The organism is Chromobacterium paludis, assembly GCF_008275125.1.
Lineage (GTDB): Bacteria > Pseudomonadota > Gammaproteobacteria > Burkholderiales > Chromobacteriaceae > Chromobacterium > Chromobacterium paludis.
Map to the genome: position 1 here is coordinate 3,864,518 of NZ_CP043473.1, position 12,838 is coordinate 3,877,355.

Sequence of the window (12,838 nt, forward strand, 5' to 3'; positions counted from 1 at the left end):
TCGTTGTCAGCATTCTCTAAAGTTATACATGGGGCGAATGGTTTGCCCATGATTTGTCTTGATTGATATCAATCTACATGTCGCCATGCCGTCCGACTTGCTATGATCGCCGCATGCCGCCCACGACTGATGCACCGATGATGCCGTTACCGGACTTTCGCAATCTGGGCGTGATGCTGCGCGCCTTGCTGTTGCCGCTGGCGCTGCTGCTGGGCGATGGCCTGCTGGCCTGGAGCCGGCCGGATCCGTTGTGGAGCTGGCTGCAGACCGCGCTGGCCCTGGTGCCGGGCAGTTTGCTGTCCTTGGCGCTGCTGGCGTTGGCGGGACCGCGGCTGACGCGGCGACGGCGCGGCGCGTGGTGGGCGCTGGCGCTGGTTGGGGCTTGTTTTGCCGGATGCGGCTGGTGTCTGCGCGACGCCACGCCGCCGGCTCCGGCCGCGCCGCTGCTGGCCATGCTGGCGGCGGCGGCAGGGCTGCATTATCTATCGCTACGGCAGCGGGCCTTGTCGCCGGCCTTGGCCGATGCGAGGCTGGCGGCGCTGCAGGCGCGCATCCGGCCGCACTTCCTGTTCAACAGCCTGAACGCCGCCATTGCGCTGATCCGACAGCAGCCGGCCCAGGCCGAGGGGGTGCTGGAAAACCTGGCCGAGCTGTTCCGCGCCCAGATGGCGGACCCGGCGCGCGCCTCCACGCTGGCGCGCGAGGTGGAGCTGGCGCGGATGTATCTGGCGATAGAGTCGGTGAGGCTGGGGCCCAGGCTGCAAGTGCGCTGGCGGCTGGAGGCGCCGCTGGATGCCGCGCTGCCGCCGCTGATCCTGCAGCCGCTGGTGGAGAATGCCGTGTATCACGGCGCGGAGCGGCTGGCCGGCGAGGTGGCGATCGACGTGTCGGCGCGTTTGGCCGGCAGCCAGCTGGAACTGACGCTGGACAACCCGGTGCCGGCCGCGGAGGACGGGGGCCGCGTGGGCAGCGGCATGGCCCTGTCCAATCTGCGGGAGCGGCTGGAATTGTTTTTCGACGCCGAGGCCAGCCTGACCGGCGAGCGGCATGGCGAGCGCTACCGCACGCGCGTCCGCCTGCCTTACCGTCGGGCGGCGGATTGAAGCCATCTAGGAGAACGATATGGGCAAGAACCGGCTGGAGGCGTTCAGCGACGGCGTGATCGCCATCATCATCACCATCATGGTGCTGGAGCTGAAAGTGCCGCACGGCGCGGATTGGCCGGCGCTGGCGCCGCTGCTGCCGGTGTTTCTGAGCTATGTGCTGAGCTTTGTCTACGTAGGCATCTATTGGAACAACCACCACCATTTCTATCACGCCACCCACCGCATAGACGGCCGCGTGCTGTGGGCCAATCTGCACCTGCTGTTCTGGCTGTCGCTGATTCCTTTCGTCACCGGTTGGATGGGGGAGAACCACTACGCGCCGCTGCCGGTGGCGCTGTATGGCGGCGTGCTGCTGATGTGCGCCATCGCCTGGTGGATCATGCAGCAGGCCCTGCTGTGCCTGCCCGGCAACCGCACCCGCCTGGCCGAAGCGCTGGGCGGCGACTTCAAGGGCAAGCTGTCCCCGGTGATCTACCTGCTGGCGATCGCCCTGGCCTGGTGGCATGCCTGGCTGGCCGGGGCGCTGTATCTGGCGGTGGCGCTGATGTGGCTGGTGCCGGACAAGCGCATCGAGTGCCTGCTGCGTGAGGAGGAAACGCGGTGAGGCGGCGTGGCGGTCGCCGTCGTATTCGTTTAAACTATCGGCATCCATCCATCAGGGGTAGGGACGATGTACCAGTCCGAATTCACCAAATTCATGAACGGCTTCCTGGAGCAACATCCGGAAGTGGACAGCCAGCGCCGCGAACTGCGTCTGACGCTGTGGGACCGCGAGGTCAGCCTGGACGATCAGCGCCGCTGGAAAGAATCCCGCGTGCCGCAAAAGCCTTACGTCTACCAGCCGGAATAAGCGCCGGCCGGCTCGCATCCAACGCCCCTCGCGGGCGTTTTGTCATTCTGGAAGCCCGTACATGACCCGCCACACCGTCGCGCTTGACAGCGCCCTTTCCGCTTACCTGTTCGATATCGCCGTGACCGAGCACCCGGCGCAGCGCGAACTGCGCGAATTCACCGCCGGCCACCGCCTGGCCAAGATGCAGATCTCGCCGGACCAGGGCCAGTTCATGGGCTGGCTGGCGCGGCTGATCGGCGCGCGCCGCTATCTGGAGATCGGCGTGTTCACCGGCTACAGCGCGCTGACCGTGGCCCTGGCCATGCCGGAAGACGGCCAGGTGGTGGCCTGCGACGTCAGCGAAACCTTCACCGCCGTCGCCCGGGAATACTGGGCCAAGGCCGGCGTGGCCGATCGCATAGACCTGCGCTTGCAGCCTGCGCTGGCCACGCTGCGCGAGCTGCTGGCGCAGGGGCGCGCCGGCAGCTTCGACCTCGCCTTCATCGACGCCGACAAGCCGGGCTACCGCGACTATTACGAAGCCTGCCTGCAGCTGGTGAGGCCCGGCGGCGTCATCGCCATCGACAATATCTTCCTGTCCGGCCGCGTGGTGGACCCCAAGCCGCAAGACCCGCCCGGCGTGCACCTGGTGCATGCATTCAACGCCAGCCTGAAGACCGACGCGCGCGTCCACATGTGCGTGCTGCCGATAGGCGATGGCCTGACGCTATGCACCCGGCGCTGAACGCGGCGGAAGAACTTTCGCGAATTGCAAACACTCTGAAACCTTTTGGCCTCAGCATCGTTAGAAGTGACGATGCTATGATGATCGTTTGACCGAGCCGAGCCTGAATCCGTCATGCTAAACCGCCGTCCCCGCCGCCAGATGAACCAGATGAACGTCGTGCCCTATATCGACGTGATGCTGGTCTTGCTGGTGATTTTCATGGTTACCGCCCCGATGTTCACGCCCGGCGTGATTGATGTCCCCAGCGTGTCCGAGGCGCCGGCCATCGACGTGCGGCCGATCGAAGTCACGGTGGATGCCGCCGGCAAGATAGAGCTGGTGGACGGGGAGCAGAAAACCCGCATCGACTCGCTGGACGACTTGGCCAGCCAACTGCAAACCCTGCTGGCCGGCGCGCAGCGGCCGGTGGCCATTTCGGCCGACGCCAACCTCAAGTATGCCGAGGTGGTGAAGATAGCCGATCGTCTGCACCAGGCCGGCATCAAGCGCGTGGCGCTGACCGTGAAGCAAACGCCCAAGCAATGAGCGCGCAACCGTCCAGTTCGCTGCGGCCATGGTCGCTGATCGCGTCGGCGCTATTTCACGCCGCGGTGATCGGCTTGCTGCTGTGGGGCGGTTTGCAAACCACGCCGCCGCCCAGCCCCGCGCCCCTGGCGCTGGAGCTGTGGACCACGGCGCCGCCGCCGCCGCCCGTCGCCGCCCCGGTGACCGTGGCGCCGACCCCGGCGCCAGCGCCGCCGCCCGTGGTCCAGGCGCCCCCGGCCGAGGTCAATCTGGGCAAGAAGGAAGCGCCCAAGCCGAAGCCGGAAGAAAAGCCCAAGCCGATGGAAGCGCCCAAGCCTGAGCCGAAGAAGCACGAGCCTAAGCCTGAGCCGAAGAAGCACGAGCCCAAGCCTGAGCCGAAAAAAACGGAACCCAAGCCCAAACCCGAACCCAAGCCGAAGCCGGTAGAGGAAAAGAAAGCCATCAAACCGCCGCCGCCGCCCGCGGCCAAGCACGGTCATAAAACGGCGAAAGCCTACGACCCGGCGGCGGATGACTTGCTGTCCAGCCTGGACAGCACGCGCACCAGCGGCAAGCCCAATGCGCGCAGCGACCAGGCCGGCAGTCCGCACGGCATCGCCGGCGGCGCGGTCAACGGCTCCGGCGTCAGCGCCGGCTGGATAGACAAGGTCAAGGCCAAGGTGACGCCGCTGGTGCAAGTTCCGCCCAATTTAAGCGGCAACCCCGCCGCGGTGCTGCGCGTGACGCTGCTGCCCACGCTGGAAGTGAAGTCCGTGCAACTCGTGAAAAGCAGCGGCGTGGCGGCCTATGACGACGCGGTGCAGCGTGCGGTATGGGAGGCCAAGACCTTCCCCAAATTACCGGCCGGGGCCAATTTCAACGATGGCTACCGGACGTTTACCCTGACGTTCCGGCCGCATTGAGCGGCCGGTGTGACACAGCCCTGAGGAAGACATGCCGAGTTTGAAAGCCCTGTTGCGAGGGGCGCTGCTGGCGGCGATGCTGCTGGCCGGCACCGCCCGCGCCGAACTGAACATCGAAATCATAGGCGGCGGTGCCAGCCGCCACGCCATTGCCGTGCTGCCGTTCAAGGACGAAGCCCCCACCCAGGGCAATCTGACGCCGGTGATCCGCAACGACCTGGCGCTATCCGGCGCCTTCCGGCTGGTGGATCCGTCCACCGTCGCAGATACGCCGTTTGAGCCGGCTGACATCCACTACCCGCTGTGGCAGGCCGCCGGAGCGCAGTCCATCGCCATCGGCAAGGTGGAAAACGCCGCCGGGGGGCAACTGAAGATCAGCTTCCGCCTGATGGACGCGTCGCAGCAGAAGCAGCTGGCCGGGGCCGAGTTCACCGTCACGCCGGACCGCAGCCGCCAGGTGGCGCACGCCATCGCCGACCTGATCTACGAGGCCATCACCGGGCAGAAGGGCTTCTTCAACACCCGCCTGGCCTATGTGCTGAAATCCGGCCGCAGCTACGCGCTGCAGATTTCCGACGTGGACGGCCAGCGCAGCCAGACCATACTGCGCTCCACCGAGCCCATCATCTCCCCCAGCTGGAGCCCGGACGGCCGCCACATCGCCTACGTCTCCTTCGCCAGCCAGAAGCCGGTGGTGTGGGTGCAGGACCTGGCCACCGGCCAGCGCCGCGCCGTGGCCAATTTCAAGGGCAGCAATTCCGCGCCGGCCTGGAGCCCGGACGGCAGCCGGCTGGCCGTGGTGCTGACCACCAGCGGCAACTCTCAGATATATATATTAAATATGCTGGGCGGTCCGCCGCGCCGGCTGATGTATAACGGAGGAATCGACACCGAGCCGGCCTTCAGTCCCGACGGCTCCATGATCTACTTCGTGTCGGACCGCAGCGGCGGCCCGCAAATCTATCGCGTGCCGGTAAACGGCGGCGATGCCCAGCGCGTTACTTGGGACGGTAACTATAATGTTTCGCCGAAGTTGTCTCCGGACGGCAAGACCCTGGTCTATATCCGTCGTTCGGCCGGCAATTTCCGCGTGATGTCGCAAGACCTGGCAACTAATGACACTCGTTTATTGTCAGATGGAAGTTACAGCGAGCGCCCCAGCTTCGCGCCCAATGGCAGCATGGTGCTGTATTCCAGCGATGTCGGCGGCAAGAGCGTGCTGTACGCGGCTAGCGCCGACGGCAGCAGCAAGGTGAAACTGGCAGTGCTCAATGGTGATGTACAGGACCCGGCATGGGGTCCATTCAATAATCCTTGATCGGGAGCCACAAGATGAAACTGAAACAACTCGCACTTGCCTCTGCAGTCGCTACCCTGCTGGCCGCCTGCGCCAGCACCAAGCCGGCCGAAACCCCGGCCGCTCCGGTCGCCCAGGCGCCGGTGACTCAGGCGCCGACGACCTCCGGCAGCAACACCGGCAATGTGGCGATGGACCCGCTGCATGACCCGAACAGCCCGCTGGCCAAGCGCAGCGTCTACTTCGCCTTCGACTCCTCCGCCATCGACGGCGCCGGCAAGGTCACCGTGTCCAACCACGCCGACTACCTGAAGGGCCATGACGCCCAGAAGGTGATCATCCAGGGCAACACCGACGCCCGCGGCAGCCGCGAGTACAACCTGGCCCTGGGCCAGCGCCGCGCCGAAAGCGTCAAGCATGCCATGGAAGTGCTGGGCGTGAAGGAACAGCAACTGGAAGCCGTCAGCTTCGGCAAGGAAAAGCCGAAGGCGATGGGCCACACCGAGGCCGACTACGCCGAGAACCGTCGCGCCGACATCGTCTACCAGGGCCAGTAAGCGCCTGTCGCGGGCGGCCGGATGGCCGCCCGTTTTGGTTTGCACCAGCCGGATGCCAAGCGGCGGCACAGCCGCTATGATGTCCGGCATTCTTCATCCATCGGAACGCCCATGAACCGCATCGCCATCAGTAGCGCCCTGCTGTTGACGCTGGCCGGCTGCGCCAGCACCAGTGACCTGGAAGCCACCCGACGCCAGCTGGACATGGTGAACCAGCAGGCCACGACCCGCATCGCCGCGGTGGAAAGCAAGCTGTCCAACGACAAATTGCTGGAAATGGTCAACGAGGTGGAAAGGCTGAAAGCCGAAGTCGCCAAGCTGCGCGGCGACGTTGAAGTGCTGAACTACAATCTGCAGACCACGCAAAAGCGCCAGAACGACCTGTACAACGATCTGGACGGCCGCCTGAGCAAGCTGGAGGGCAGCGGCAAGCAGGACGCCTCGCAACCGGCCGCCGCCCAGCAGCAGGCAGCCGCCGGCGACAGCCAGACCGCGCCTGACTACGACAAGGCGCTGAATCTCCTGCGCGCGCGCGACTTCCCCAACGCGATCAACGCGCTGGCCGCCTTCCTCCAGCAAAACCCGCAGGCGCCGCAAGCGGCGGAGGCCAGCTACTGGCTGGGCGTGGCCCATACCGCGCTGCGCCAGTACGACGCCGCCATCGAGATCCACCGCCGTTTCGTCGAACAGTATCCGACCAATCATTTCGCGCCGGACGCGCTGCGCAATATCGGCAACTGCCAGCGCGATCTGGGGCAAGTGGACCAGGCCAAGAATACTTACCGTCGGCTGATCAAGCTCTATCCCAAGAGCGATGCCGCGCTAAAAGCCAAGCAGGTGCTGAACCGGCTGTAAGTTTTGCGCCAGGGTGGCCGGCCGGGGCCTGGGCCGGCGCCAGTCAAGGCCAGTGGATTTCCGGCAGGGCCTCGATCGCGGGGCGGGCGAAGAGGAAACCCTGGAAATGGCGGATGCCGCATTGCCGCAGCCAGTCCAGTTCTTCGCGCGTTTCCACGCCTTCCGCGATCACGGTGATGCCCAGCTCGCGGCATACGCCGACGTTGCCGTGGACGATGGCCTGCTTGACCCGGTCCTGGTGGATGCCGCGAATCAGGCCCAGGTCCAGCTTGACCAGATCGGGCTGGAATTCGGCCAGCAGGCTGAGGCCGGCATAGCCGGCGCCGAAATCGTCGATCGCGGTTAGAAAGCCCTGGCGCTTGTACTCCGTGAAGATGGATTGCAGATGCTGGCGGTCGCGCACCTGTTCCTGTTCCGCCACTTCAAAAATCAGTTGGTGGGTAGGGAAGGCATGCCGCTTGGCCGCTGCCAGCGTGGCGCGGATGCAGGTGGCCGGCTGGTATACCGCGTTGGGCAGAAAGTTGATGCTGACGTAGCACGTCACGCCCAGGCGCGCCGCCCACTCCACCGCCAGGATGCGGCAGGCCTGATCGAAGCGGTAGCGGTTGGCGTCATCGACCCTGGCCAGTACCTGCTCCGCCCCCTCTCCCTGCATGCCCCTTACCAAGGCCTCATAGGCGAAGATTTCGCGGCGTTCGATGTCCACGATGGGCTGGAACGCCATGGTGAAGGCAAAGTCGAGCGCTTCGTTTTGTTGGCAGTGCTGGCAAGGTTCGGTTTTCATGATCGATCCCAAGGCGAAGTCGGCGCGGCGAGCGCAAGGCAAGCCCATGTCATTTTAGTGGGATCGGACAAGCGCTAGCAAAGTCTTCCGCGGCGGCCAGGCAGAACGCGCCGCGAACAACGGCTCCACGCTTGCGGCCAGCGGCACGGTAAACCGCGCCTGACTTTCCCCAAGCGATCAACGCGCTGGCCGCCATCTAGACCCATAGCCGCCTTGTCGCGTCGTACCCGGCCGCATATGTTGCAGGCGGCTGTCTTGCGCGATATCGCAAACTGCCGGCGCGACCGGGAACAGGGGAATCCGGTCAAGCGGACTCGGCGCAGGCTGGCCAGGCGCTATCTCAAGCGCGAGGCAGCAGGTGCTGGACGGCGTAGGCGCGCCAGGGGCGCCAGCTATCCAGGCGGGCGGGCGACAGGTCCGCCGCGTCGCCCTCCCAGGCCCGCAGCAGCGCCCTCCAGTCCAAGCCAAGCGGCACGGTATCCGTCTCCTCCTCCGGCATGGCCTCATCCGATTCCGGCAGCGCGTAGCGCAGCTCCGGAAACGCCGGATGGGCCAGCGGCAGGCCATGCGCGTCCAGCCACGCCTGCTTGTCCGGCGGGGACAGCCGGCGGAAACGGATTTCCCCGCCATCCCAAACGCCGGGCAGCCGCAAGCCCGGCTGCATCGCAATCCGCCGCGCCAGCAGCGGGTCTTCCGCCAGTTGGGTTTCTATCGGCTCCGGGTCCGCCGCCAGGTCGAACAAGGCCTTGATCCGGGCCAGCAGCCGCGGCAGGACGCGCAAGTGCGGGAAGTGAATATCGATTCGCAGCGCGCGCTTTTCCGGCGCGTGCGCCGCCGTCAGCACGCCGCATGCGCCGTCCAGCGCGATGGCGCGGATGTATCGCTCCCGGTCTATGATTTCCAAACCCGGCGCGGCCTGGTCCTTTAGATGCGCCAGCATGGCCGGCCAGTGATAGGGCGGCCGATAGCGCAGCAGCAGGCTGATATGGTCGGCGGAGGCGTCCGCCGCGTCGGCGTCGCGGCGCAGTGCGCCGGGCGGCCGTTGATACAACTGCTGAAATACTTCGTTGAAGCGCCGCACGCTGCCGAAGCCGGCGGCGAAGGCGATGTCGGTCAGCGGCAGCCGGGTCTCATGTATCAGCTGCTTGGCCAGCAAGACGCGCCGCGTTTGCGCCACCGCCAACGGCGATGCGCCGACGTGGCGCGAGAACACGCGCCGCAGCTGCCGCTCGCCCACGCCCAGCTTGTCCGCCAGGCTTTCCAGCCCCGCCTCGTCCAAGGCGCCTCGCTCGATCAAGGCCAGCGCGCGCGCCACGGTGTGGGAGTGGCCGCTGTTGGCCACGCCGCGCCAGGCGCCGGAGTCCGGCGCGGCCTCGGGCCGGCAGCGCAGGCAGGGGCGGAAGCCGGCCTCCTGCGCCGCCGCCGCCGTGGGGTAGACCAGGATGTTCTCGCGCTTGGCGGTGCGGGCCGGGCAGATGGGCCGGCAGTAAATGCCGGTGCTGCGCACGCCGATGAAGAAGCGGCCATCGAAGCGGGCGTCGCGGCTGGCCAGGGCGCGGTGGCAAAAATCGGGATCGAGTTCCATGGCGCGATGATCGCGCCAAACGTGGCGGCGGGCCAGCGCTTTTCGGACCAGCATCCCAGGGGTGTCCGGGTCCGATTTCCGCCAGCCTGGCGGGCCGCGGCCGGCGAAGATGGCGGCGTTTTCACACCAGGAGCCGCCATGATCGCGCCGCAGTCCGTCTTTCAATCGTTTCGCCAACTCAATCAGCAGGGCCGCTTGTTGCTGCCCTGCGCCTGGGACGCCGCCAGCGCCCGCTTGTTCGAGGCCGCCGGCCATCCCGCCATCGCCACCACCAGCGGCGGCATCGCCTATGCGAGGGGCGTGGGCGATGCCCAGCGGTTGGGGCGAGAGGCCATGCTGCGGGAGATCGCCGCCATCGTGCGCAGCGTGGGCGTGCCGGTCAGCGCCGATATCGAAGCCGGCTATGGCTTGCCGCCGCATGAGGTCGCGTTGACGGTGCGCGGCGCCTTGGAGGCCGGCGCGGTGGGCGTCAACCTGGAGGACAATGGCCATGGCGCGCTGCCGCAGCCCTTGTTCGCCATCGCGGCGCAATGCGAGCGGCTGGCGGCCGCGAGGCAGGCCGCCGACGCGCTGGGCGCGCCGCTGTGGATCAATGCCCGCGTCGACACCTATTTGCTGGACTTGGGCCTGGATGACGAGCTGCGTTTCGCCGAGACGCTGGCGCGCGGCAAGGCCTATCTGGCGGCCGGCGCGGACATGGTGTTCGCTCCTGGCCTGGCGGACGTGGAGGAGGCGCGGCGGCTCGCCGCGGATCTGGGTGGCCCGCTGAACCTGATGGCCCTGCCCGGCGTGCCCGGCGCGTCCGGCTGGTTCGATGTCGGGGTTGCCCGGGTCAGCCTGGGCGTCGGCCCCATGCTGGCGGCGATGGGCCTGGCGCTGCGCATGGCGGAGGAAGCGAGAGCGGGTGTTTGGACGGCCATGACGGAACACCATTACGGCTTCGCCGAGGCGGAGGCCTTGTTCGCGCAGTCTTGAGCGGGTGGTGTCCGCGTCGCGCGCAAAATTTTTCTGCGGGGCGTTTGGGTGCAGCGCGGTTTCGCTGGGGGATGTTATCCACAGAAAAAGGGCAGGGAGTTATTTTACCCACAGCTTGGCGGTTTGCCGGCGCAAGCGCAGGCAAGGCCGGGTGACGGCGGGGGGAGGCGCGCGCCGGCAAGGCGGCTTGGCCGGCGGCGCAAGGCAGTCAGCGCGTCAGCCGCCGTTTTTGATTTGTCGGCTGACCCCGTTTTCCTCCTGATTCAGCGTCTTGTGATCCTGTTTGCTCAGGTGGCCGTGGTCCAGCTTGGCCATGCCGCGCTCTTGCTGGCGGATGTTATGGTCTTCCCGGTGCAGTTTGTTCGCCTCGGCCTGGTTGATCTGGCCGCTTTTCTCTTCCCGGTGGATGCGCTTGTTCTGATTGGCCAGGCGTTTGTTGACCTCGACGCGGCGCGGGTGGTGTTGTTGCCATCGGGTTTCATTGGCCTGGGCCGCGCCCGCGAAAACCAGGCCGCAAGCGGCGAGCAGGGTGGCGGACAGGACGGTGCGAGCGAGCGTGTTCATAATGTTCTCCGGCTTGAGGGTCAGGCGACGATTGCCTGAAACCAGCATAAGCCGGGTGGAGGAAACGCTGTGTGGCCAGGCATATGTACATATTTGTAAACGGCCGCCGCTTTACGACCCTTCACAATTGTCGGCGAGGACGGACTGGATCGGGTCAGGCGGCCTGGCCATACCGCGCCAAAACATCCCGTTTGGCGGCGACCGACAGTTGCTTGAAAGCGTATTCGGCGCGCAGCGCCGCGGAGCGGTCCGGGTATTCGACGACCAAGGCGATGGCGACGGGCGGATTGAGGCGGGTGTAGCGCGCGCCCTTGCCGGCCTGGTGCTGGGCGTAGCGGCGGTCCACGTCGGTGCTGACGCCGGTGTACAGCGCGCCGCTTTCGCAGCGCAGCACGTAGAGAAACCAGGGCCGTGGCCGGCCCTGGCTGTCGGATTTACAGCTCGTCGCCGCCATGGCTGGCCAGCGGGCTGATGAGCACGCGTTCGGTGCGGTTGCCCTTCTGCGCGGTGACGCAGAGCTTCCAGTCGCCGACGATGATCTCATCGCCCTCGCGCGGGATGCGCTCCAGGCAGTCCATCAGCAGGCCGGCCACGGTATGGAAGTCTTCGTCTTCGAAATCGCCCAGGGTCAGGTACTGCTCCAGGGTCACCAGCTCCAGGCTGCCCTCCACGTCGTAGCCGCCGTCCGGCTGGGCGACGATGGCCGGCAGCTCATGGCGTTCGTGCTCTTCCGGGAATTCGCCGGCAATCGCCTCCATCAGGTCTTTCTGGGTGACGATGCCTTCCAGGCTGCCGAATTCGTTGACCACGAAGGCCATGTCGGCGGCGTGCTGGCGGAAGCTTTCCAGCGCCTTCAGCACGGTGACGGTTTCCGGCAGCACCAGCGGCTGGCGCAGCGCGGCGTCGATGTCCAGCGGGCGGCCGTCCAGCAGCTGCGCCAGCAGGTCCTTGCGCGCGACGATGCCCAGCGGCTCGTCTATGCTGCCATCGCGTATCACCACCAGGCGCGAGTAGGGGCTGTCGCGCAGCGCCTGGCGCTGGGAGGCTTCCGGCTGGCTCAGGTCCAGCTTGTGGATGTCGGCGCGGGGGGTGGCGATGACGCGGATGGGGCGTTCGGCCAGGGTCAGCACGCTGTGTATCATGGCGCGCTCGTTGTGGCCGAAGGCGGTGTCTTCCACCGGCTGCGGGCCGGTTTCCGGTTTGGCTTCGGCGGCGGCGCTGTCGGCCAGGCGGCTGCCCATCAGGCTCAGCACGGTGTTGGCGGTGCGTTCGCGGAAGCTCTGGGTGCGGTTCAGGTAGCGGATGCGGTTGGCTTGCGACACCTGGTTGAAGGCCTCGATCAGCACCGAGAAGCCGATGGCGGCGTACAGATAGCCCTTGGGGATGTGGAAGCCGAAGCCTTCCGCGATCAGGCTGAAGCCTATCATCAGCAGGAAGCCCAGGCACAGCATCACCACGGTGGGGTGGGCGTTGACGAAGGCGGTCAGCGGCTTGCTGGCGGCGATCATCAGGATCATGGCGATGACCACGGCCAGCATCATCACGGCCAGGTGCTCGGACATGCCGATGGCGGTGATGACGGAGTCGATGGAGAACACGGCGTCCAGCACCAGAATCTGCGCGACGACGGTGGCGAAGGCGGCGTAGGCGCGCTGGGTGGCGCCCTTGGCGTGTTCCACGCCCTCCAGCCGCTCATGCAGCTCGGTGGTGGCCTTGAACAGCAGGAAGATGCCGCCGCCCAGCATGATCAGGTCGCGGCCGGCGAAGCCCTGGCCCCAGACCGAAAACAGCGGCGTGGTCAGCGTGACCAGCCAGGAAATGCTGGCGAGCAGGCCCAGGCGCATGACCAGCGCCAGCGACAGGCCGGTGACGCGGGCGCGGTCGCGCTGCTCGGGAGGCAGTTTTTCGGCCAGAATGGCCACGAAGATCAGGTTGTCTATGCCCAGGACGATCTCGAGGATGATCAGGGTCAGGAGGCCAAGCCAGGCGGCGGGGTCGGACAGCCATGAAAGGTCCATGATGGTGTAAAGCGTTCCTTGTGCGGTAAATAAACGATAAAAAGCGCTACAAGGATACCAAATGCCATCGCCTCAGGCCCGGAAAATGCA

Annotated in this window: 15 protein-coding genes; 10 read left to right on the forward strand and 5 right to left on the reverse strand. The window is 66.3% G+C overall.

From position 1 onward, the window contains the following. Positions 1 to 137: 137 nt before the first annotated feature. The 9 genes from FYK34_RS18275 to ybgF all read left to right on the forward strand — a co-directional run bounded on the left by FYK34_RS18275 (position 138) and on the right by ybgF (position 6,822). Positions 138 to 1,103: a sensor histidine kinase gene (locus FYK34_RS18275; RefSeq protein WP_149298969.1), complete on the forward strand. Its 966-nt coding sequence runs from the start codon at positions 138 to 140 to the stop codon at positions 1,101 to 1,103. A gap of 19 nt (positions 1,104 to 1,122) precedes the next feature. After that, positions 1,123 to 1,710, forward strand: a complete 588-nt coding sequence (locus FYK34_RS18280; RefSeq protein WP_149298971.1) for a TMEM175 family protein — start codon at positions 1,123 to 1,125, stop codon at positions 1,708 to 1,710. 66 nt (positions 1,711 to 1,776) lie between these two features. Next, complete coding sequence (locus FYK34_RS18285; protein WP_149298973.1) at positions 1,777 to 1,956, forward strand: DUF3460 family protein; 180 nt, start codon at positions 1,777 to 1,779, stop codon at positions 1,954 to 1,956. 61 nt (positions 1,957 to 2,017) lie between these two features. Next, positions 2,018 to 2,683 carry a class I SAM-dependent methyltransferase gene (locus tag FYK34_RS18290; protein WP_149298975.1) on the forward strand — a complete coding sequence of 222 codons (666 nt, stop codon included), beginning with the start codon at positions 2,018 to 2,020 and terminating at the stop codon, positions 2,681 to 2,683. Between the two features lie 114 nt (positions 2,684 to 2,797). Continuing rightward, on the forward strand, positions 2,798 to 3,211 hold the full coding sequence (locus tag FYK34_RS18295; RefSeq protein ID WP_149298977.1) for a biopolymer transporter ExbD: 414 nt from the start codon (positions 2,798 to 2,800) through the stop codon (positions 3,209 to 3,211). Next, positions 3,208 to 4,113: an energy transducer TonB gene (locus tag FYK34_RS18300; RefSeq protein ID WP_149298979.1), complete on the forward strand. Its 906-nt coding sequence runs from the start codon at positions 3,208 to 3,210 to the stop codon at positions 4,111 to 4,113. The genes FYK34_RS18295 and FYK34_RS18300 overlap by 4 nt, the downstream gene beginning before the upstream one ends. Positions 4,114 to 4,144: 31 nt before the next feature. Then, a complete protein-coding gene (gene tolB / locus FYK34_RS18305; protein WP_149298981.1) occupies positions 4,145 to 5,431 on the forward strand; it encodes a Tol-Pal system beta propeller repeat protein TolB in 1,287 nt (428 codons plus the stop codon). Positions 5,432 to 5,445: 14 nt separating this feature from the next. After that, the gene (gene pal, locus FYK34_RS18310) at positions 5,446 to 5,967 is read left to right on the forward strand and encodes a peptidoglycan-associated lipoprotein Pal (RefSeq protein WP_149298983.1); all 522 of its coding nucleotides are present in this window, start codon (positions 5,446 to 5,448) and stop codon (positions 5,965 to 5,967) included. Between the two features lie 111 nt (positions 5,968 to 6,078). Next, positions 6,079 to 6,822, forward strand: a complete 744-nt coding sequence (ybgF, locus tag FYK34_RS18315) for a tol-pal system protein YbgF (protein ID WP_149298985.1) — start codon at positions 6,079 to 6,081, stop codon at positions 6,820 to 6,822. A gap of 43 nt (positions 6,823 to 6,865) precedes the next feature. Here the strand turns inward: ybgF and FYK34_RS18320 are convergent, their stop codons facing one another. Both FYK34_RS18320 and FYK34_RS18325 read right to left on the reverse strand, forming a co-directional pair. After that, the gene (locus FYK34_RS18320) at positions 6,866 to 7,606 is read right to left on the reverse strand and encodes an EAL domain-containing protein (protein ID WP_196782538.1); all 741 of its coding nucleotides are present in this window, start codon (positions 7,604 to 7,606) and stop codon (positions 6,866 to 6,868) included. 340 nt (positions 7,607 to 7,946) lie between these two features. After that, positions 7,947 to 9,245, reverse strand: coding sequence for a bifunctional transcriptional activator/DNA repair enzyme AdaA (locus FYK34_RS18325; RefSeq protein ID WP_196782540.1), 1,299 nt, complete (start codon positions 9,243 to 9,245; stop codon positions 7,947 to 7,949). Between the two features lie 84 nt (positions 9,246 to 9,329). On the opposite strand from FYK34_RS18325, the gene FYK34_RS18330 reads away from it, so the two are divergent. Then, entirely contained in the window at positions 9,330 to 10,166 is an 837-nt protein-coding gene (locus FYK34_RS18330; protein WP_168209800.1) for an isocitrate lyase/PEP mutase family protein, read from the forward strand. 216 nt (positions 10,167 to 10,382) lie between these two features. On the opposite strand, the gene FYK34_RS18335 is transcribed toward FYK34_RS18330, so the two are convergent. The 3 genes from FYK34_RS18335 to FYK34_RS18345 form a co-directional block, all read right to left on the reverse strand. Beyond that, a complete protein-coding gene (locus FYK34_RS18335; protein WP_149298991.1) occupies positions 10,383 to 10,730 on the reverse strand; it encodes a hypothetical protein in 348 nt (115 codons plus the stop codon). A gap of 154 nt (positions 10,731 to 10,884) precedes the next feature. Next, positions 10,885 to 11,124 (reverse strand): GIY-YIG nuclease family protein, encoded by a 240-nt coding sequence (locus tag FYK34_RS18340; protein WP_231137312.1) that lies wholly within the window; start codon positions 11,122 to 11,124, stop codon positions 10,885 to 10,887. Positions 11,125 to 11,164: 40 nt separating this feature from the next. Then, positions 11,165 to 12,748, reverse strand: a complete 1,584-nt coding sequence (locus tag FYK34_RS18345) for a TerC family protein (RefSeq protein WP_149298995.1) — start codon at positions 12,746 to 12,748, stop codon at positions 11,165 to 11,167. Positions 12,749 to 12,838: the final 90 nt, after the last annotated feature.

Excerpts from the sequence above, each read along its gene's own strand:
- FYK34_RS18335 (WP_149298991.1), bottom strand. The coding sequence starts at position 10,730 with ATGAACACGCTCGCTCGCACCGTCCTGTCCGCCACCCTGCTCGCCGCT.
- FYK34_RS18280 (WP_149298971.1), top strand. The coding sequence starts at position 1,123 with ATGGGCAAGAACCGGCTGGAGGCGTTCAGCGACGGCGTGATCGCCATC.
- FYK34_RS18325 (WP_196782540.1), bottom strand. The coding sequence starts at position 9,245 with ATGCTGGTCCGAAAAGCGCTGGCCCGCCGCCACGTTTGGCGCGATCAT.
- FYK34_RS18290 (WP_149298975.1), top strand. The coding sequence starts at position 2,018 with ATGACCCGCCACACCGTCGCGCTTGACAGCGCCCTTTCCGCTTACCTG.
- tolB (WP_149298981.1), top strand. The coding sequence starts at position 4,145 with ATGCCGAGTTTGAAAGCCCTGTTGCGAGGGGCGCTGCTGGCGGCGATG.
- FYK34_RS18330 (WP_168209800.1), top strand. The coding sequence starts at position 9,330 with ATGATCGCGCCGCAGTCCGTCTTTCAATCGTTTCGCCAACTCAATCAG.
- ybgF (WP_149298985.1), top strand. The coding sequence starts at position 6,079 with ATGAACCGCATCGCCATCAGTAGCGCCCTGCTGTTGACGCTGGCCGGC.
- FYK34_RS18300 (WP_149298979.1), top strand. The coding sequence starts at position 3,208 with ATGAGCGCGCAACCGTCCAGTTCGCTGCGGCCATGGTCGCTGATCGCG.
- FYK34_RS18275 (WP_149298969.1), top strand. The coding sequence starts at position 138 with ATGATGCCGTTACCGGACTTTCGCAATCTGGGCGTGATGCTGCGCGCC.
- FYK34_RS18295 (WP_149298977.1), top strand. The coding sequence starts at position 2,798 with ATGCTAAACCGCCGTCCCCGCCGCCAGATGAACCAGATGAACGTCGTG.
- FYK34_RS18285 (WP_149298973.1), top strand. The coding sequence starts at position 1,777 with ATGTACCAGTCCGAATTCACCAAATTCATGAACGGCTTCCTGGAGCAA.
- pal (WP_149298983.1), top strand. The coding sequence starts at position 5,446 with ATGAAACTGAAACAACTCGCACTTGCCTCTGCAGTCGCTACCCTGCTG.
- FYK34_RS18345 (WP_149298995.1), bottom strand. The coding sequence starts at position 12,748 with ATGGACCTTTCATGGCTGTCCGACCCCGCCGCCTGGCTTGGCCTCCTG.
- FYK34_RS18320 (WP_196782538.1), bottom strand. The coding sequence starts at position 7,606 with ATGAAAACCGAACCTTGCCAGCACTGCCAACAAAACGAAGCGCTCGAC.